Annotated in this window: 16 protein-coding genes and 1 pseudogene; 14 read left to right on the forward strand and 3 right to left on the reverse strand. The window is 73.2% G+C overall.

Translation table 11 applies throughout. The features are described from left to right. The 7 genes from D7M15_RS23240 (at position 1) to D7M15_RS23270 (ending at position 7,120) form a co-directional block, all read left to right on the forward strand. Positions 1-771: a DUF3710 domain-containing protein gene (locus D7M15_RS23240; RefSeq protein ID WP_121519276.1), complete on the forward strand. Its 771-nt coding sequence runs from the start codon at positions 1-3 to the stop codon at positions 769-771. 136 nt (positions 772-907) lie between these two features. Then, a complete protein-coding gene (locus D7M15_RS23245) occupies positions 908-1,768 on the forward strand; it encodes a MerR family transcriptional regulator (RefSeq protein ID WP_121519277.1) in 861 nt (286 codons plus the stop codon). Beyond that, on the forward strand, positions 1,765-2,439 hold the full coding sequence (locus tag D7M15_RS23250) for a hypothetical protein (protein ID WP_240649436.1): 675 nt from the start codon (positions 1,765-1,767) through the stop codon (positions 2,437-2,439). The genes D7M15_RS23245 and D7M15_RS23250 overlap by 4 nt, the downstream gene beginning before the upstream one ends. Positions 2,440-2,496: 57 nt before the next feature. Beyond that, complete coding sequence (locus tag D7M15_RS23255) at positions 2,497-5,052, forward strand: ATP-binding protein (RefSeq protein ID WP_121519278.1); 2,556 nt, start codon at positions 2,497-2,499, stop codon at positions 5,050-5,052. Between the two features lie 80 nt (positions 5,053-5,132). Further along, a complete protein-coding gene (locus tag D7M15_RS23260; protein WP_121519279.1) occupies positions 5,133-5,819 on the forward strand; it encodes a response regulator in 687 nt (228 codons plus the stop codon). A gap of 53 nt (positions 5,820-5,872) precedes the next feature. Then, positions 5,873-6,271 (forward strand): OB-fold nucleic acid binding domain-containing protein, encoded by a 399-nt coding sequence (locus D7M15_RS23265; RefSeq protein ID WP_121519280.1) that lies wholly within the window; start codon positions 5,873-5,875, stop codon positions 6,269-6,271. A 3-nt stretch (positions 6,272-6,274) separates the two neighbouring features. Further along, positions 6,275-7,120 (forward strand): DUF3159 domain-containing protein, encoded by an 846-nt coding sequence (locus D7M15_RS23270; protein WP_121519281.1) that lies wholly within the window; start codon positions 6,275-6,277, stop codon positions 7,118-7,120. Between the two features lie 115 nt (positions 7,121-7,235). Here the strand turns inward: D7M15_RS23270 and D7M15_RS23275 are convergent, their stop codons facing one another. Together D7M15_RS23275 and D7M15_RS23280 are read right to left on the reverse strand one after the other, a co-directional pair. Further along, positions 7,236-7,898 (reverse strand): TrkA family potassium uptake protein, encoded by a 663-nt coding sequence (locus tag D7M15_RS23275; protein ID WP_121519282.1) that lies wholly within the window; start codon positions 7,896-7,898, stop codon positions 7,236-7,238. Beyond that, positions 7,895-8,566 (reverse strand): TrkA family potassium uptake protein, encoded by a 672-nt coding sequence (locus D7M15_RS23280; RefSeq protein ID WP_121519283.1) that lies wholly within the window; start codon positions 8,564-8,566, stop codon positions 7,895-7,897. The genes D7M15_RS23275 and D7M15_RS23280 overlap by 4 nt, the downstream gene beginning before the upstream one ends. 69 nt (positions 8,567-8,635) lie before the next feature. Between D7M15_RS23280 and D7M15_RS23285 the strand changes: the two genes are divergently transcribed. The 7 genes and pseudogenes from D7M15_RS23285 (at position 8,636) to D7M15_RS23315 (ending at position 16,515) form a co-directional block, all read left to right on the forward strand. Further along, a complete protein-coding gene (locus D7M15_RS23285) occupies positions 8,636-10,696 on the forward strand; it encodes an APC family permease (RefSeq protein WP_121519284.1) in 2,061 nt (686 codons plus the stop codon). 83 nt (positions 10,697-10,779) lie between these two features. Continuing rightward, positions 10,780-12,123 (forward strand): TRAM domain-containing protein, encoded by a 1,344-nt coding sequence (locus D7M15_RS23290; RefSeq protein ID WP_121519285.1) that lies wholly within the window; start codon positions 10,780-10,782, stop codon positions 12,121-12,123. A gap of 98 nt (positions 12,124-12,221) precedes the next feature. Beyond that, positions 12,222-12,416 (forward strand): ribbon-helix-helix protein, CopG family, encoded by a 195-nt coding sequence (locus D7M15_RS23295; RefSeq protein ID WP_121519286.1) that lies wholly within the window; start codon positions 12,222-12,224, stop codon positions 12,414-12,416. After that, complete coding sequence (locus D7M15_RS23300; RefSeq protein ID WP_121519287.1) at positions 12,413-12,805, forward strand: type II toxin-antitoxin system death-on-curing family toxin; 393 nt, start codon at positions 12,413-12,415, stop codon at positions 12,803-12,805. Before D7M15_RS23295 ends, D7M15_RS23300 begins: the two co-directional genes overlap by 4 nt. Positions 12,806-13,753: 948 nt before the next feature. After that, a pseudogene (locus D7M15_RS29195) lies at positions 13,754-14,023 on the forward strand (helix-turn-helix transcriptional regulator); the annotation flags it as partial. A gap of 651 nt (positions 14,024-14,674) precedes the next feature. After that, the gene (locus D7M15_RS23310) at positions 14,675-15,661 is read left to right on the forward strand and encodes an asparagine synthetase A (protein ID WP_240649719.1); all 987 of its coding nucleotides are present in this window, start codon (positions 14,675-14,677) and stop codon (positions 15,659-15,661) included. A 17-nt stretch (positions 15,662-15,678) separates the two neighbouring features. Further along, the gene (locus tag D7M15_RS23315) at positions 15,679-16,515 is read left to right on the forward strand and encodes a response regulator transcription factor (RefSeq protein WP_121519290.1); all 837 of its coding nucleotides are present in this window, start codon (positions 15,679-15,681) and stop codon (positions 16,513-16,515) included. Positions 16,516-16,662: 147 nt separating this feature from the next. Here D7M15_RS23315 and D7M15_RS23320 read toward each other — a convergent pair whose 3' ends face one another. After that, the gene (locus tag D7M15_RS23320; RefSeq protein WP_121519291.1) at positions 16,663-19,812 is read right to left on the reverse strand and encodes a non-ribosomal peptide synthetase; all 3,150 of its coding nucleotides are present in this window, start codon (positions 19,810-19,812) and stop codon (positions 16,663-16,665) included. Positions 19,813-19,842 lie beyond the last annotated feature (30 nt).

Here is a 19,842-nt window from a genome sequence, read left to right on the forward strand (position 1 = left end):
GTGTTCGGACGTCGTCGTAAGAAGAGCGAAGAGCCTGAGGGCGCCTCGGACGAGTTCGGGACGGACGGGTCCGAGGACGGGGGACCGGAGGTCGGCGACGCCGAGGTGAGCCGCGTCAAGCTGCCGCCCGCGCCGCGCCCCGACGGCCCCTGGGACGTCAGCGAGGTCGGTGACCCGAGCACGGGCCGTGTCGACCTCGGCGGACTGTACGTGCCGGGTGTCGAGGGCATGGAGCTGCGGGTCGAGGTCGCGGGTGACGCGATCGTCGCCGCCACCATCGTGCTCCGGGACAGCGCCGTCCAGCTCCAGGCGTTCGCGGCGCCCCGCCGCGAGGGCATCTGGGAGGAGGTGCGCGCGGAGGTCGCGGCCGGGATCACCAAGCAGGGCGGCATGATCGACGAGGTCGAGGGCCCGCTCGGCTGGGAGCTGCGCGCGCAGGTCCCCGTGCAGCTGCCGGACGGCAAGCACGGCGTGCAGGTCGTCCGCTTCGTGGGCGTCGACGGGCCGCGCTGGTTCCTGCGCGGCGTGATCTCCGGCCAGGGCGCGGTGCAGCCGGAGGCGGCCGGGCTGCTGGAGCAGATCTTCCGGGACACGGTGATCGTGCGCGGCGACGGGCCGATGGCCCCCCGCGACCCGATCACGCTGAAGCTTCCCGACGACGCGCAGATGGTGCCGGACGGCGTCCAGCAGGAGACCGTCGAGGAGGGCTCCCGGTTCGCGGGCGGCATCGACAAGCTCCAGCGCGGCCCGGAGGTCACCGAGGTCCGCTGAGACCCGTACGACGCCAGGGCCCCGAGCCCCGTACCCCCGCCGGGGTGCGGGGCTCGCGGCGTACGCGAGGGGCGGCCGTACGGCGTCCCCGGGCGTGGCTTGACCTTGTCGCGGCGACAACGTCTCTACTGGTGCCATGCGCATCGGACAGCTCGCCGCCGTCGTCGGCGTCACCACCCGCACCGTGCGGCACTACCACCGCATCGGGCTGCTGCCCGAGCCCGCCCGGCAGTCCAACGGCTACCGCGAGTACGCCCTCCGCGACGCCGTCGAGCTGGCCCGGGTCCGCCGCCTCACCGAGCTGGGGCTGAGCCTCGACGAGGTACGGGACGTCCTCGCGGACGACGCGGGCCGGGACCTCGCCGAGATCCTCGCGGAGCTGGACGCGGACCTGGCACGCCAGGAGGAGGCCGTACGGCGGCGCCGCGCCCGGCTGCGGGTCCTCCTCGAACAGGACGGGAAGGGCGGGGGATCGCCCGCCGAGGCGCCCGTCTCCGCCGAACTCGCCGCCCTCTTCGACGACATGGCGCGCGCCTCGGCGCACCTGCCCGGCCCCGAACCGGAACTGGCCGCGCGGGAACGGGAGTTGCTGGCCCTGCTGGAGACAGGCTCACCCGACGGCGACCGCGGCTGGCTGTACGCGATGGGGCGCCGCCTCGGCGGGGACCCGGCGGCCGTGCGACGTACGTACGACGTGTACGCCCGGCTCGACGCGCTGGCCGGGGCCGACCCGGACGACCCGCGGGTGGAGGAGGTCGCGCGCGCCGTCGTGGCCTGCGTCCCGCCGGACGCCGCCCGGGAGTTGGCGCGGGAGGCGGCGCGGGACGCCGACCGGAAGGCGGCGCGGGAGGCGGCGGCGCGGTCCGGCGGCCCGCGCGCCGAGGGGGCCGCGAGCGTCGAGGAGACCTTCCTGGACGTCGTCCTCGCGGAGTTGGCCCCCGCCCAGGCCGCCGCCGTACGCCGTGCGATCGCGCTGCTCACGGAGGGCGCCGCGTGACCGCCCGCCCCGCACCCCGGCGCCTCCCGTACGCCCTGCTCGCCACCCACTCCGCCCTCGCCGCCGACCTCCTGCGCTGGGTGCTGCGCCGCGGGCCGCACGGGGTGGGCGACGGCGACGTGCCCGTCGCGTACGCCCCGGCGCAGAGCGCCACGATGTACGGCCTGTTCGGTGCCGCCGTCGTCGAGACCACCGCCCTCGCGCTGCTGATCCCCTGGCCGCTCGCGCACGCCCTGACCCTCGCCGTCGACCTCTGGGGCTGCTTCCTCGTGCTGGCCCTGCACGCATCCTGCGTGGTGCGGCCGCACGTGGTCGGCGCCGACGGCTCGCTGCGGCTGCGCCACGGCGCGCTGCTGGACGTCCGCCTCTCGGCCGCCGCCGTCGCCGCCGTACGCGCCGACCGCCGGTACCCCGACGGCGGCCTCGCCGTGCCCGCCGCCGACGGCACCGCCGACCTGGCGGTGGGCGGTACGACCACGGTGCGGGTGGAGCTGACCGGCCCGCTGCCGTACGCGCGGCCGCTGGGCCGGGCCGCCGAGGCGCGCGCGTTCCGCTTCCACGCCGAGGACGCCGCGGCGGCCGTCGCCGCGCTGCGTGCCGCCGCGCCGCGTACCGGCCCGGCGCGCGACGGTACGGACGACGGCGCGGAGCGCATCCATACGGAACCCTGACGCCCGTACGGCCCCCGCACACCCCTGCCCGGCCCGCCCGGCGGCGACAATGGGCGCATGTCGGAGCCACCTCACCCGCGGCCCGCCGCCCGGCGCGGCACGCTGCGGATCTACCTCGGGGCCGCCCCCGGCGTCGGCAAGACGTACGCGATGCTCGGCGAGGCCCGCCGCAGGTCGGAGCGGGGTACGGACGTGGTGGTCGGCTACCTCCAGCGGCACGGCAGACCGCGTACGGAAAGCCTGTGCGAGGGGCTGGAGGAGATCCCGTACCGCCGGTACACGCACCGTGGCACCGTCCTCGACGAGATGGACACCGCGGCCGTGCTCGCCCGCCGCCCCGCCGTCGCCGTCGTCGACGAACTGGCCCACACCAACGCGCCCGGCAGCCCGCACGGCAAGCGCTGGCAGGACGTGGAGGAGCTGCTGGTCGCGGGCATCGACGTGATCTCCACCGTCAACATCCAGCACCTGGAGTCGCTCGGCGACGTCGTCGAGTCCATCACCGGCGTACGGCAGCGGGAGACCGTCCCCGACGCGGTCGTACGCCGCGCCGACCAGGTCGAGCTGGTCGACATGTCGCCACAGGCGCTGCGCCGCCGGATGGCGCACGGCAACATCTACCCGCCCGACCGGATCGACGCGGCCCTCTCCCACTACTTCCGCCCCGGCAACCTCACCGCCCTCCGCGAACTCGCCCTGCTGTGGACCGCCGACCGCGCCGACGAGTACCTCCAGCAGTACCGCGAGGAGCACCGCATCAGCTCCCCCTGGCGGGCCCGCGAGCGCATCGTCGTCGGCCTCACCGGCGGACCCGAGGGCCACACCCTGATCCGCCGCGCCGCCCGCATGGCGGCGAAGGGCTCCGGCGGCGAGATCCTCGCCGTGCACGTGTCCCGCGCCGACGGCCTCACCGGCGCCTCGCCCAAGGAACTGGCCGCGCAGCGCACCCTCGTCGAGGACCTCGGCGGCACGTACCACCACGTGCTGGGCGACGACGTGCCGCAGGCGCTGCTGGAGTTCGCGCACGGGGTCGACGCCACGCAGATCGTGCTCGGTTCCAGCCGCCGCAGGTCCTGGCAGTACGTGCTCGGGCCGGGCGTCGGCGCCGGGGTCGCCCGTGGCTCCGGCCCCGACCTGGACGCGCACATCGTCACCCACGAGCACGCCGCGCAGGGCCGCGGGCTGCCCGTCGCGCGCGGCGCGCGGCTCGGCCGCGCCCGGATCGCCGCCGGGTGGGCGACCGGGCTGCTCGGCCCCTGCCTGCTGGCGCTGGTCCTCGCGCACCTCGACACGGACCTCGGGCTCGCCAACGACGTGCTGCTGTTCCTGCTGGTCACGGTCGTCTCCGCGCTGATCGGCGGGCTGCTGCCCGCCCTCGCCTCCGCCCTCACCGCCTCGCTGCTGCTCAACTACTACTTCACGCCGCCCGTCCACGACTGGACGGTCTCCAGTGCCCGCAACCTGGTCGCGATCGTCGTCTTCGTGGCCATCGCGGTCGCCGTCGCCTCCGTCGTCGACCTGGCGGCACGCCGTACGCACCAGGCCGCCCGGCTGCGCGCCGAGTCGGAGATCCTGTCCGTCCTCGCGGGCAGCGTCCTGCGCGGCGACGACTCCCTCGACGCCCTGCTGGAGCGCGTACGGGAGACCTTCGCGATGGACTCCGTCGCCCTGCTGGAACGGGAGGACGGGCGCGCGGGCTGGAGCCGCGTCGGCGGCGCCGGTCCGGCCGGGCCCGGTACGCCGCCCGCGCGGCCCGAGGACGGCGAGGTGGACATGCCCGTCGGCGACCGCATGACGCTCGTGCTGAGCGGGCGGGTGCTACCCGCCGAGGACCGCCGGGTGCTGGCCGCGTTCGCCGCGCAGGCCGCGCGCGTACTGGACCGGCAGCGGCTGCTCGACGAGGCGGAACGGGCCCGGGAGCTGGCGGAGGGGAACCGTATCCGCACCGCGCTGCTCGCCGCCGTCTCGCACGACCTGCGGACCCCGCTCGCCGCCATCAAGGCCGCCGTCTCGTCGCTCCGTTCGGACGACGTCGAGTGGTCCGCGGAGGACGAGGCCGACCTGCTGGAGGCCGTCGAGGACGGCGCCGACCGGCTCGACCAGCTCGTCGGCAACCTCCTCGACATGTCTCGGCTCCAGACCGGCACCGTCACGCCGCTGATCCGCCGTACCAGCCTGGACGAGGTGGTCCCGAAGGCGCTCGCGGGCGTGCCCCCGGACAGCGCCGTGCTGGACGTCGCGCAGTCCCTGCCGCTGGTCGCCGTCGACCCCGGGCTGCTGGAACGCGCCGTCGCCAACGTCGTGGAGAACGCCGTCAAGTACAGCCCCGCCGGGAGCCCCGTCGTGGTCCGCGCCAGCGCGCTGGGCGAACGTGTCGAGGTACGGGTCGTGGACCGCGGCCCGGGCGTGCCGGACGCGGAGAAGGGCCGCATCTTCGCTCCGTTCCAGCGCCACGGCGACGCCCCGCGCGGCACCGGCGTCGGCCTCGGGCTGGCCGTCGCGCGCGGCTTCGCCGAGGCCATGGGCGGCACGCTGGAGGCCGAGGACACCCCGGGCGGCGGCATGACGATGGTGCTGACCCTGCGCGCGACGGAGGTGGCGCGGGGGCCGTGACGGCGGGCCCGTACCCGTGGATACCCAGTGGCAGATCCGCAGTGACAGCCAGCCGGTCGAGACAGGAAGGACCCGCCCGCATGCACCGGGTGCTCGTGGTCGACGACGAACCGCAGATCGTCCGCGCCCTCGTGATCAACCTCCGGGCGCGGAAGTACGTCGTGGACTCCGCCCCCGACGGCGCCACCGCGCTGCGCCTCGCCGCCGAGCGCCGCCCCGACGTCGTCATCCTCGACCTCGGGCTGCCCGACATGGACGGCGTCGACGTCATCCGCGGCATCCGCGGCTGGACCCGTGTCCCCGTCCTGGTGCTCTCCGCCCGCCAGACCTCCGACGAGAAGGTGGAGGCGCTGGACGCGGGCGCCGACGACTACGTCACCAAGCCGTTCGGCATGGACGAACTGCTGGCCCGGCTGCGCGCGGCCGTGCGCCGGGCCGAGCCCGCGAACCCGGCGGGCGGCGGCGCGGTCGTCGTGGAGACCGGCACGTTCACCGTCGACCTGGCCGCGAAGAAGGTCCACCGCGACGGCGGCGACGTACGGCTCACCCCGACCGAGTGGCACCTGCTGGAGGTGCTCGTACGGAACGCCGGGCGGCTGGTCAGCCAGCGACAGCTGCTCCAGGAGGTCTGGGGGCCGTCGTACGGCACGGAGAGCAACTACCTGCGGGTCTACATGGCGCAGCTGCGGCGCAAGCTCGAGGCGGACCCGTCCCGGCCGCGGCACTTCGTGACGGAGCCCGGCATGGGATACCGGTTCGAGGCGTGAAGCGGCCCGACGAGGCGGGTCGGGGGCCGCGGGGGCACCGGTACGCTGGCGGCATGACGGGTGCGATCCGAGACGCGAAGCCGACCGGGCGGTTCCGGCGCTTCCTGGACAAGCTGTCGTCCTCCGAGGAGGACCTGCGCTCCGCGGAGCTGCGCGAGGACGCCGTCGTCAACAACTGCACGCGGATCAGCGACTGCGACGACCGCCAGGTCGTGCGCGTCACCGGTACACTCCGCACGGTCACTCTCCGGCCACGCGCCGGAGTGCCCACGTTGGAGGCGGAGTTGTTCGACGGATCTGCGGCGCTGGACGTCGTCTGGCTCGGCCGCCGGGCCATCGCGGGCATAGAACCGGGCAGGAAGCTGATCGCCTGGGGACGCGTCTCGACGAGCCGAGGCCGCCCCGTGATGTTCAACCCGAAGTACGAGCTGCGACCCCTCGGACAGGAGTAGCGGGTGACCTCCCTCGACAAGCCGACGACCGGCGCCGACGCCCAGCGGGACGGGCAGGGCGGCCCGGACGCCCAGGACGGGCCGGACGGCTCGCAGAGCCTCACCGAGGCGGCCCTCTTCGAGGCGTTCGGCGGTGTCCGCGGCCTGGTGGAGACGACGGTGCCCGGCCTCGTCTTCATCCTCCTCTTCACCGTCACCAAGGACCTGCACGTCGCCGCGATCGCCGCCCTGGCGCTCTCCGGCGTGCTGGGCCTGGCCCGGCTCGCCCGCCGCGACACCCTGAAGCACGCCTTCAGCGGCGTCTTCGGCGTCGTCGTCGGCGTCGCGTTCGCGATGATGACGGGCAACGCCAAGGACTTCTACCTGCCGGGCATGCTCTACGGGCTCGGCCTGGCGTTCGCGTACCTCATCAGCGCCGCCGTCGGGTTCCCGCTGCTGGGCCTGCTCCTCGGGCCGGTCTTCCGGGAGAACCTCTCCTGGCGCACCCGGAACCCGGGCCGCAAGAAGGCGTACGTGAAGGCGAGTTACGCCTGGGGCTTCATCTTCCTCGGCAAGTCCGCGATCCTCTTCCCGCTCTACTGGTGGTCGGACCCGACCCGGTTCGGCTGGGTGACCGTGGCGCTGAAGATCCCGCCGCTGCTGCTCGCGGTCTACCTGACGTGGATCTTCCTCGCGAAGGCGCCGCCGCCCATCGACGTGATCGCGGAGATGGAGGCCGAGGAGGAGGCCGCCGAACAGGCGGAGAAGGCGGAGAAGGCCGAGAAGGAGGCCGCCGCCGCGGCGCGGGTCGCGGCCGGGGAACCGGAGCCGACCCGCGGCGAGGGTGGCGCGCGCCACCGGCGGAGGTAGCCCGTTCCGGACGGCGGCCGTCCCGTACGGGCCGTACGTAGCGGAGCCGAACGTGCCGAAGGGGCCGGGGAGTTCACCCCGGCCCCTTCGTCGTGCCCTGCTGTCGGTCCGAGTCTCAGCCGCGGACCGACAGCAGGTCCTCCAACTGCTCCTCGCGCGCGGGCGCCGCCACGAACAGCAGCTCGTCGCCCGCCTCCAGCGCGTCGTCCGGGTCGGGCGTCAGTACGCGGTTGCCGCGGATGATCGTCACCAGTGCCGTGTCCTGGGGCCAGGTGACGTCCCCGACGCGGGTGCCCGCGAGGGCGGCCTCCGGCGGCAGCGTCAACTCGACGAGGTTGGCGTCACCCTGCGAGAAGCGCAGCAGCCGTACGAGGTCGCCGACGCTCACCGCCTCCTCGACCAGCGCCGACATCAGACGCGGCGTGGACACGGCGACGTCGACGCCCCACGACTCGTTGAACAGCCACTCGTTGTTGGGGTGGTTGACCCGCGCGACGACGCGCGGCACGCCGTACTCGGTCTTCGCCAGCAGCGACACCACCAGGTTGACCTTGTCGTCGCCGGTCGCCGCGATCACCACGTGGCAGCGCTCCAGCGCGGCCTCGTCCAGCGCCGTGATCTCGCAGGCGTCCGCCAGCAGCCACTCGGCCTGGGGGACGCGCTCCACGGAGATCGCTGTCGGCTCCTTGTCGAGCAGCAGCACCTCGTGCCCGTTCTCCAGCAGCTCGCCCGCGATCGAGCGGCCCACCGCGCCGGCACCCGCAATAGCCACCCTCATCGCTGCTGCGCCTCCTCGGGTCCCTTCGCGAACGCCGCCTCGACGCCCGCGACCTCGTCGCAGCGCATCATCACATGCACCAGGTCGCCCTCCTGGAGGACGGTCTGGGACGTCGGCAGCATCGCCTCGCCCAGCCGGGTGAGGAACGCCACCCGTACTCCGGCCTCCTCCTGGAGCCTGCTGACGCGGTGGCCGACCCAGGCGGCCGACGCGTGGATCTCCGCCAGCTGTACGGCGCCGCTCGGGTCCCGCCACAGCGGCTCGGCGCCGTCGGGGAGGAGTCTGCGCAGCATCTGGTCGGCCGTCCAGCGCACCGTGGCGACGGTGGGGATGCCGAGCCGCTGGTACACCTCGGCGCGGCGGGGGTCGTAGATGCGCGCGGCGACGTTGTCGACGCCGAAGGTCTCGCGGGCGACGCGGGCGGCGATGATGTTCGAGTTGTCGCCGCTGCTGACGGCCGCGAACGCCCCGGCCTCCTCGATGCCCGCCTCGCGCAGCGTCCCCTGGTCGAATCCGATGCCGGTCACTCTCCGGCCGCCGAACGCGGAGCCGAGGCGCCGGAACGCGGTCGGGTCGCGGTCCACGACCGCGACGGTGTGGCCCTGTTGCTCCAGAGCCTGTGCGAGTTCGGAACCGACCCGTCCGCACCCCATGATCACAATGTGCACGCCCGTCCCTCTCATCCCGTACAGCGGGCCGTATCAGCATCGCACGGCTGACCGCATACGATCCTCCCCGTGCCCAAGTTGACCGACGTACCGAAGCGCATTCTGATCGGTCGCGCGCTTCGCAGCGACCGGCTGGGGGAAACGCTCCTGCCCAAGCGGGTGGCGCTGCCCGTCTTCGCGTCCGACCCGCTGTCGTCCGTCGCGTACGCGCCCGGCGAGGTGCTGCTCGTCCTGTCGATCGCGGGCGCCTCCGCGTACCACCTCAGCCCCTGGATCGCCGTCGCCGTCATCGTCCTGATGTTCACGGTCGTCGCCTCCTACCGGCAGAACGTGCACGCCTACCCGTCGGGCGGCGGCGACTACGAGGTCGCCACCACCAACCTCGGCCGCCGCGCCGGGCTCACCGTCGCCAGCGCGCTGCTCGTCGACTACGTGCTCACCGTCGCCGTCTCCATCTCCTCCGGCGTGGAGAACCTGGGCTCCGCCGTCCCGTTCGTCGTCGAGCACAAGACGCCCGCCGCCATCGCCGTCATCGTGCTCCTGACGCTGATGAACCTGCGCGGCGTCAAGGAGTCCGGGAAGCTGTTCGCCATCCCCACGTACTGCTTCGTGGCGGCCGTCTTCTGCCTGATCCTCTGGGGCGTCGTACGGAGTGTGGCCCTCGGCGACCACCTGCGGGCGCCGACCGCGGACTACGAGATCCACACCGAGCACTCCGGCGGGCTCGCCGGGTTCGCCCTCGCGTTCCTGCTGCTGCGCGCGTTCTCGTCCGGGTGCGCCGCGCTCACGGGCGTCGAGGCGATCAGCAACGGCGTGCCCGCCTTCCGGAAGCCGAAGGCGAAGAACGCCGCCACCACCCTGGCCCTGATGGGCGTCATCGCCGTCACCATGTTCTGCGGGATCATCGCGCTGGCGCTGGAGACCGGCGTGAAGATGGCGGAGAAGCCCGCCTCCGAGATCATGATCGACGGGGAGCCCGCCGGCTCCGACTACACCCAGAACCCGGTGATCTCGCAGGTCGGCGCAGCCGTCTTCGGGGACGGCTCGATCCCGTTCGTCTTCCTGGCCGGGGCGACCGCGCTCGTCCTGTTCCTCGCGGCCAACACCGCGTACAACGGCTTCCCGCTGCTCGGCTCGATCCTCGCCCAGGACCGCTACCTGCCGCGCCAACTGCACACCCGCGGCGACCGGCTCGCCTTCTCCAACGGCATCGTGCTGCTGGCCGCCGCCGCCGTGATACTCGTCGTGATCTACGACGCCGACTCGACGCGGCTGATCCAGCTCTACATCGTCGGCGTCTTCGTGTCGTTCACCCTGAGCCAGATCGGCATGGTCCGGCACTGGAACCGCGAACTGGCCGCGCCCACCGCCCCCGGCGCCCGTACGCACATGCTGCGCTCCCGCGCCATCAACGCGTTCGGCGCCTTCTTCACGGGCATGGTGCTGGTCGTCGTCCTCGTCACCAAGTTCTCGCACGGCGCCTGGGTCTCGCTCGTCGGCATGGCCCTCTTCTACGCGCTGATGACCTCCATCCGCCGCCACTACGACGGCGTCGCCGCCGAACTCGCCGCCGACGACCCGGACGAGACCGTCGTACGCCCCTCGCGCGTCCACTCCCTCGTACTCGTCTCGAAGATCCACAAGCCCACGCTGCGCGCCCTCTCGTACGCCCGCCTGATGCGGTCCGACACCCTGGAGGCGCTGACGATCAGCGTCGACCCGGACGAGACCGCGGACCTGCGCCGGCAGTGGGACGCGCAGGGCATCGAGGTGCCGCTGAAGATCCTCGAATCGCCGTACCGCGAGGTCACCCGGCCCGTCATCGAGTACGTGAAGCGGCTCCGCAAGGAGCATCCGCGGGACCTGGTCAGCGTCTACATCCCGGAGTACGTCGTCGGCCACTGGTACGAGCAACTCCTGCACAACCAGAGCGCGTTGCGCCTCAAGGGCCGACTGCTGTTCACCCCGGGTGTCATGGTCACGTCCGTGCCCTGGCAGCTGGAGTCGTCCGAGATCGCCCGCAGGCGCGCCCGCAAGCGCGCGGAGTGGAACGCCCCCGGCGCCGTACGCCGCGGCCCCGGCCCCGGAGCCGTCCCCGGCGCGCGCGGGCGGGACGAGCACCGGCAGTAGAGTGGAGGGCTGTCCCTCCTTCCCGCGGCCCGGCCGTCCCCGACCGGCCCGCCCGCCCCACGTACGTACGGAGCAACACCCTCATGTCCGAGACCTCCCTGCCCGACAGCGACGCCCCCTCCCGCGTGGGCGAGGAGTACGAGCTGGAGGTCGGTCCCGTCGCGCACGGCGGGCACTGCGTCGCCCGTACCGGCGAGGGGCAGGTCGTCTTCGTACGGCACACGCTGCCCGGCGAGCGCGTACGCGCGAGGATCACCGAGGGGAACACCGAATCCCGCTTCCTGCGCGCCGACGCCGTCGAGGTGCTCGACGAGTCGAAGGACCGGGTGCCCGCGCCCTGCCCGTTCTCCGGGCCCGGCCGCTGCGGCGGCTGCGACTGGCAGCACGCCAAGCCGGGCGCGCAGCGGCGGCTGAAGGGCGAGGTCCTCACCGAGCAGCTGGCGCGGCTCGCGGGGATGACCCCGGAGGACGTCCGCTGGGACGGCACCGTCGAGCCCGCGCCCGGCGACAAGGTGCCGAGCGGGGAGGTGCCCCCGTGGCGCACCCGCGTGCAGTACGCCGTCGACGAGGAGGGCCGCGCGGGGCTCCGGCGGCACCGCTCGCACGAGGTCGAGCCGATCGACCGGTGCCTGATCGCGGCGCCCGGCGTCACCGAACTCGGCGTGGAACGGCGGACCTGGCCGGACATGGCCTCCGTGGAGGCCATCGCCGCCAGCGGCTCCCAGGACCGCCAGGTGGTCCTCACCCCGCGCCCCGGCGGCAGGCTGCCCCTGGTCGAACTGGACCGCCCCGTCTCGGTGTTGCGCGTCGGCGAGAAGGACAAGGCCGTCCACCGCGTGCACGGCCGCCCGTACGTGCGCGAGCGCGCCGACGAGCGCACCTGGCGCGTCGGCGAGGGCGGCTTCTGGCAGGGCCACCCGCAGGCACCGGGCCTGCTCGTGGACGCGGTGATGCGCGGACTCACGCCCCGCAAGGGGGAGATGGCCCTCGACCTGTACTGCGGCGTCGGCCTCTTCGCGGGCGCGCTGGCCGAACGGGTGGGGGAGCGCGGCGCGGTCCTCGGCATCGAGTCCGACAAGCGCGCGGTGGAGGACGCCCGGCACAACCTGGGCGACTTCCCGCGCGTACGCGTCGAACACGGCAAGGTCGACGCGGTGCTGCCCCGTACGGGCATCACCGAGGCCGACATCGTCGTCCTCGACCCGCCCCGCGCGGGCGCGGGCAAGCGCACCGTCCAGCACGTCGCGGGCCTGAAGCCGCGCCGCGTCGCCTACGTCGCCTGCGACCCGGCGGCCCTGGCCCGCGACCTCCGCTACTTCGCGGACGCGGGCTACGCCCCGCACTTCCTGCGGGCGTTCGACCTGTTCCCGATGACGCACCACATGGAGTGCGTGGCGGTCCTGACGCGGGTGGGCAAGGGCGCCTGAGGCGCGGTTGCGCGTGCGCCGGGGCGGGGTGGTGGTCCGCGGTCTTGAGCGGCTGGTAGCACCTCGCCGCCTTGATACCAGACCGGTATCATCGCCGTATGGCGATGACACTCCGACTCCCCGACGACCTTGACGCGAAGCTCACCGAGCGGGCTCGTCGGGAGCGTCGCAGCAAGCAGGACCTTGCCATCGAGGCCATTCGTGAAGCCCAGAACCGGGCCGAGCTGAAGGTCGGTGACGTCCTGGCCGAACTCATGGACAGCGATGCGGAGATCCTGGACTACCTGAAGTGACCGAAGTGCGCTACCTCCAGATCGACGAGATCCTGGCCATCGCTCGCACGGTCAACGGTACCGAGCACAGCGTGCGTGACATGGGACTTCTGGTGTCAGCGATCGAACGGCCCCGGACGAACGTGTTCGGGGCCGAGCTGTACCCCACGCTGCACGAGAAGGCGGCGGCACTGATGCACTCCGTCGCCCGCAATCACGCGCTGATTGACGGCAACAAGCGCACCGCCTGGCTTGCCATGCGTGTCTTCCTGCGGCTCAACGGCGTCAGCGCCAGTGCCGTCCCGCCACCCGTCTCCCTCGCCGGCCCGTTCGTCGAGGACGTCGCGCAGGACGACATCGATGTACCCGCCATTGCCGAGCGCCTGGCGACCTGGTTCCCCGTTTCCTGACCTTCGACCTGTTCCCGATGACGCACCACACGGAGTGCGTGGCGGTCCTGACGCGGGTGGGCAAGGGCGCCTGAGGCGCGGTGGCGCGTGCGCCGGGGTGGGGCCGTGCTGGGGAGCGGCTGTTTTCGGTCAATCGCGTGACCGTGCGGTGACGTGCTGTCATCGGTGCCGCACGCGGCTTCGCCCGGTGGCGGGAACGGTGCCGTCCGGGCTGGTCAGCGCGGTGGACGGCGGTTCCGTGCGCCCTCGGTGGCGCGGGGGTGGGGCGCCCGGTTCGATAACGCTTAATTGCCTGAGTCAACCGGCTAATACAAGACGTAATGCGTCGCATGGTCATGCCGCGGTAAAGAATCATGACCCGGTGCCGAGTCCCCGGAAGGGGTGGGGGGTAGTTCACAGGTTGGCGCGAAGCCGATTTTGATCATTCGAGGAGACCTATATGCTGCGCATCCAGGCTTTACCGCATATGTGTGGATGCTCTGCGCGGCCGTGTCGCGGCCCGGGTCGGGAGCCGCGGGGCATGGTGGTGGCGCCGGAATCCTCGTCGTGCGCGGGGTCTCTTCCCCGTCGCGGTCTACGCGCAGAGACCTCCCGTGCGCTTCCGGTGCCCGGGGCTGACGCGGCCCCTCTGACCTGTGCGAACGCCTCGACCGGTGCGGTGCGGCGGAGGGCGCGGACGGTCGCGGCTCCCCCTGCCCGTCGCGCTGCCGTCGGGGTGCTCCGGGGTGCGGACCCGGGTGGGCGGAGGCATCGGAACAGGTAGTTCCGGTCGGGTGCGTGCCGGGAATGGCCGTACGGGCGGCAGGCGCTACGGGTGTCCGGGGTCGGCGGTCATGTCCTGTCATTCCGCCATGGATTTCCGCGACGCGGCGGCATTCCCGTGACCCGCCCTCTGCCGCCAGTCGCGCGTTTCCGTCGCCCGGGGAGACCCTGCTCCCGCTAGGGGGAATGCGGAGCCGCGGGCGGCGTGCCGTTCTTCCGGGTGTTCGGAAACGTCTTACGAGAAACTGGAGTCGCTACGTGGGGAACCGCCAGTTCGCCGAAACGTTGATCCGCATCCGTATGCGGTCGGGTATCACCCAGCAGCAGCTGGCCGATCTCTCCACGGTGAGTTCGCGTGCCATAAGGAATCTGGAGAAGGGGCATGTCCGTAATCCGCGCAAGGAGACGGTCAAGCTTCTCGCCGACGCCTTGCGGATGGACGGGGTCACCCGGAACCATCTGCTGAAGCTGGCGGAGGAGGAGGATTCCGAGGAATGCCGGTCCGGTTCGACGTGCCCGGTGGGGGACGGGGAGAGACCGGACTTCCCCGTTCTCTCCGCACACTTCCTCAGACCTCCGGACGGGCCGGTGGCGGACGACGCGGAAAACCGTTCGCCGCACGTGTGCGAGGAGCCTCGGAGGAGTACGCGCGGGAAAGATCCGGGTTACGAGTACAAGACCGTCGCACTGCCTTCCGGAGCGGCCGGACGGGAACTCGCGGCGACCGTGCTGAACCGCGAGGCGCGTGCCGGGTGGCGGCTCGCCGCGGTGGAGTCCGGCATCGCCTTCCTGGAACGCGTGATCTTCCACGAGCAGGAGAAACAGGTCGGACCCGTTGACGACGCCCTGCCCCCGGAGCACGACTGACCTGCGCGGACGACGCTGAAGACGCCGCTTCGAGGGGGCTGCCGCCACCATGCCCGCACGCTGTCGTACCCGTCCTCTCCGCCGCCCGCGATGTGCAAGGCGATACGCGTGTGATGCCGGTCGAATGCCGCCGGAAGATTCCGAACCGCAGGGGCGGACGCCTTAGTGTCAGACGGGTGAAGTTCTCATCCGGAAGCCTCTGAGGACAAAGGAGTCCCTCTCGTGACGGCACCCGCCGCAGTGACTGACGAAACGCTTCCGCCCGGCCCGCGGGCACATCTCAGCTCGCCGGACACCCGGCGTATTCTCCGCCTCCAGAACGCGTTCCTCCGCCATGCGCGCAGCTGCCTTCTCGACGAGGGTTTCGTGGAACTCCTGCCGCCCATCATCGGGCCGGTGACCGACCCCGGAATCCGGGGTGCCAAGCAGATCGACGTGGATTTCTACGGCCACCGCTACAAACTCATGACGAGCGCGTTCGTCTACAAGCAGACCGCGTTGCTGGCCTACGACAAGATTTTCTACGTCGCGCCGAACGTGCGCATGGAACCGCTGGAGACCTGCTCCACCCAGCGCCATCTCGTCGAATTCCACCAGCTCGACATCGAGATGGCGCACACCAGCCGCGAGGAGGTCACGGCCCTGGCGGAGCGGCTGATAGCCCGTGCCGTCGAGGGGGTGCTGAGCGAGATGGAGCCGGAACTGGACGCGCTGGGCCGTGACCTCGACGCGTTGCGCGCCATGATCGCCGCCCCGTTCGAGCGGCTCCGGCACGCGGACGCGGTGTCCCGCCTCATCGACTCCGGGCACGCGCAGAGCGCGGCGGCGGAGATCGACTGGGAGGGCGAGCGGATCCTCTCCGAGAGCAGCCCCCGCCCGGTCTTCCTCACCGACTACCCCAAGGGCTCCCGTGTCTTCCTGGAACGGGAGGACAGCGAACGCCCAGGCATCCTGCGCACGTTCGACCTGCTCATGCCCGAGGGGTACGGCGAGGTCATCAGCGGCGGCGAGCGCGAGTCGGACTACCGGCGGCTGATCACGCGCATGCGGGAGACGGGCGAGAACCCCGCGAAGTACGGCTGGTATCTGGAGGAGGTGCGGCAGGGCATCCCGCCGAGCGCGGGCTTCGGCCTGGGCATCCAGCGGTTCACCCGCTACCTGGCCGGTGCCACCTACGTGTGGCAGGCCGCGGCCTTCCCCAAGCTGCCCGGACTGGTTTCCCCCTGACCGTAGGAGACGCCCCGATGCCCCCCATGCCCCACCTCACGAGTCGCGGTGACGCCGCGCTCGGGGACCCGCGGCCGCCCGGCCGCGTCATCCTCGACAGGAGACCGCGCTCCGACCCGCGCACCCCGCCGGGAGTACGGGCGGAGCGCGGGCCGGAGGTCCGTACGCCGACATCCGGCGGTACCGCCGCCGGGCCGGAACTGGACCGTCCCCGTGTGCTCTTGCTGGACAGCGACCCGGTGTCCCGCCTCGTCTTCGGCGGCACGCTCGACGCCGACGAACGCGTCAGCCTGATCGGTGCGCACGACAGCCGGATGCAGCCCGCCGAGTGGCCGGTGCGCCGGGCCGACCTGGTGATCCTGGTGTCCGGCCCGTCGGAGAACCACGTCCTCAAGGCGCAGGAGATCGCGCGCGGCGGCGTCAGGTCGCTGCTGGTGGGCGTCGACTGGACGAAGCACCGGCTGGACGCCGCCCTGTCCGCCGGTGTCTCCGGCTGCCTCAGCAAGGGGTGGGCGCTGACCCACCTGCCGGTGGCCGCCGGGGCGGCGGCCACCGGGCACGTGGTGTTCTCGCCGGACCTCGTGGAGCTGTTCGCGGCGATGAAGCCGATGGAGGGCGTGCACCGGCTGGCCCACCGGCTGCGCTGCCTCACCCGCAGGGAGCGGGAGGTGCTGACCCTGCTGGCCGAGGGCATGTCCACGAGCGAGGTGTCGACGACGCTGGTGGTCTCCCCGGCCACCATCAAGAGCCACGTCTCGCACGCCCTGACCAAGCTGGGCGTACGCAACCGGCTCGAAGCGGTCCTGCTGATGCAGGCCGCCCTCGGCAGCGGCCTCCAGACCGCGGAGTTCTGAACGGGGCTTCCGGAGACGGGAGTTCTGAACGCCCGGCACCGACGGCGGAGTTCGGCGCGGAGATCCGGCCACGAGCCGTACCCGCCGGGAACGCCGCGGTGGAGGCCGGTGCCCCTGCCACGGGCACCGGCCTCCGCCGCGACGCCGTCAGTCCGCCGGGACGGGCTCGGGCAGCCGTGGCGACAACTCCGCCACCGACGGGTGCCGCAGCAGCGTCCGCAGCCGGATCTCCGCGCCGAACTCCGCCCGTATCCGGGCCAGTAGCCGGAGCGCCAGTAGCGAGTGGCCGCCCAGCTGGAAGAACCCGTCGTGCACGCCGACCCGTTCGCAGCCGAGCACGGACGCGAAGAGGGCGCACAGCCGCTCCTCACGCGCGTCGCGGGGCGCCCCGTCGGCCTGCGCGCCGTCGCCGCGCGCGCCGCCCGCGTACTCCGGGCGCGGCAGCCGGTCCCGGTCCAGCTTGCCGTTGCGGGTGAAGGGGAAGCGTTCCACGGGGACGTACGCGGCCGGGCGCAGGTGCTCGGGCAGCACCGACTCGGCGTGGCGGCGCAGCTCCTCGGGCAGCGTCCGCGCGTCATGGCCCCCGCCCGTGTCGTTCCCGCCCGAGGCGCCCGTGACGTCCTCGCCCGGGACGACGTACGCGACGAGCCGCCGGTCGCCGGGGCCCTCGGTGCGGACCACGACGCGCGCGGCGGACACCAACGGGTGGCCGGCGAGCGCGGACTCCACCTCGGCGGGCTCGATCCGGAAGCCCCGGAGCTTCAGTTGGTCGTCGCTGCGGCCGACGAAGTCGACGACGCCGTCCGCCGTCCAGCGGGCCAGGTCCCCGGTCCGGTACATGCGGTCGCCGGGCGCCGCGTACGGGTCGGCCACGAAGCGTTCGACGGTGAGCCGGGCCGGGCCGAGGTAGCCGTGCGCGAGCCCCACGCCTCCCAGGTACAGCTCGCCCACCACGCCGGGCGGGACCAGGCGCAGCTTCTCGTCCAGGATGTACAGGCGCTTGTCGGCGACGGGGCCGCCGAGCGGGACCGCGCCCGCGGCGCAGTCCTCCGGCGTGACCTGCCGCCACACGGTGACCATCATGCATTCCAGCGGCGAGTAGGCGTTGACCAGGCGCAGTTCGGGATTGCGCGCGAGTAGCGCCGTGAGGTGCCCGGCGGACGCGATCTCGCCGCCGGTCAGCAGCAGCCGGGTCCGTTCGAACAGCGCGGGGTGCTCGTCCGCCAGGAAGTTCAGCAGGCTGGCGGAGAAGTGCGCGACGGTCACCCCGTGCTCCGCCATCAGGCGCGCGATGTGGGACGGCTCGGGTACGGGGCCGGGTTGGAGGACGCAGACGGCCCCCGCGAAGAGGGGCGCGAGGAGTTCGAAGGCGAACGCGTCCCAGGACATCGGGGAGCACTGGAGGACCACGTCCCGCTCCGTCACCCGGGCGTACTCCTGTCCCAGGAGGCTGCCGACGACCGCCCGGTGCGGCGCGGCGACGCCCTTCGGCCGGCCCTGGGAGCCGGAGGTGAACATCACGCACACCGGGTCCTCGCCGTCCGACTCCGCGCCCGGGTCCGTCGCGGGCCGTCGGGCGATCTCCGCGGCGAGCCCGTCCAGGCAGACCACCCGCGGCGCCGGACCACCGGTGTACGGCGGCAGGTCGGGCAGGGAGGCGTCGGTCACGACGGTGCGGCAGTCGGTGAGGCCGACGCACTCCGCGGTGCGCGCGGCCGGGAAGGCCGGGTCCAGCAGTACGTAGCCCGCGCCGGTCTTCAGCACCCCCAGCAGCGCGACGACGAGGCGGGGGCCCCGTTCCAGCCGGATGCCCACCCAGTCGCCGCGCCCGGTGCCGGAGGCGAGGAGCTGGTGCGCCAACCGGTTGGCCGCGGCGTCGAGTTCGGCGTACGACGTGCGGGCGCCCTCGAAGACGAGCGCGGTGGCGTCCGGGTTGCGGGCGGCGCGCGCCGCGAACACCTCGTGCACGCAGGGCGACACGGGCGGCGCCGGTCGCTCGCCGGCTCCCGCCGCGAGCAGCCGTTCGCGTTCGGCGGGCGCGCAGGGCTGGACGTCGGCCAGGGGGGTACGGGGTGCGCGCGCCGTCACGTCGAGCACGCGCAGCAGCTGGTCGAGCAGCGCGCGCGCGAGCGGAGCGCCGACGCGGCCGGTGTCGTGGTGCACCCGTACGGCGAGTCGTTCGCCGGGGGCGGCGACCACCGTCACCGGGTAGTGGGCGGTCTCCTCGCACGCGGCCTCGCCGATCACCGGCTGTCCGGGCCAGTCGTCCGGGGCCGGGTGGGAGGCGAAGTTGTCGACCGTGACCGTGGTGTCGAAGAGGTCCCCGTCGAGCCCGGCCGCGCGGGTGGCGTCGCCGAGGCCGAGGTGGTCGTGCGCCAGCATCGCCAGCCGCCGTCCGTGCACGTCCGCCAGCAGGTCGGCCATGGTGGCGCTGGCGCCGGTCCGGACCCGTACGGGCACGGTGTTGACGAGCATCCCCACCATCTCGTGCACGCCGTCGACCTCGGCGGGCCGCCCGCTGAGGACGGACCCGAAGCTGACGTCGTCGTGCCCCGTGCGCTGCGCGAGCACCAGCGCCCAGGCCGCCTGGAGCGCGGTGTTGAGCGTCACCCCCAGGTCGCGGGCCGTGGCGCGCAGCGCCGCCGTGGCGTCCACCGGGAGCGTCCCGGTGACGACGCCGATCCGGGAGGTGGCGTCGGACGGCCCGCCGCCCAGCAGGGTGGGCGGGGCGTCGGCCAGCTCCGTCCGCCACGCCGCGGTGGCGGCGGCCCGGTCCTGCGCCGCGGTCCAGGTGAGGAAGCGGCGGTACGGCACGGGCGGCGGCAGTTCCCCGCCCGCGTACCGCGTGAACACCTCACGCAGCAGTACGGACGCCGACCAGCCGTCCAGGACGCAGTGGTGCGCGGTCACCGCGAAGCGGTGCCGGTCCCCGCCGTCGTGCACCAGGTCGAAGCGGATCAACGCGCCGCGCTCCACGTCGATGCCGCCGGTACGCGCGGCGTGCAGCGCCGCGTCCCCCGGGCCCGTCACCGCCCAGGGCGGCTCCGTGGCGTGCGGGATCACCTGCACCGGCTGGCCGTTGGCCCGGTGGTGGATACGGGCCCGCAGGTTGGGGTGGCGTTCCCACACGTGCCGTACGGCGTCGTGCAGGCGCTCGTCGTCCAGCGGGCCGCGCAGCGGGACGGTGTACTGCGCGACGTACAGGTCGCGCCGTTCCCGTTCGGCGAGGGCGTGGAAGAGCAGGCCCTCCTGGAGCGCGGTGAGGGGGAGGACGTCGGTGATGGCTGGGGCGGACATGGGCGTCCCTCCACGGGGTGTTCGGCTGGT

The sequence above is a fragment of the Streptomyces sp. Z26 genome, assembly GCF_003665095.1.
In the GTDB taxonomy this organism is placed as follows: Bacteria; Actinomycetota; Actinomycetes; order Streptomycetales; family Streptomycetaceae; genus Streptomyces; species Streptomyces phytohabitans.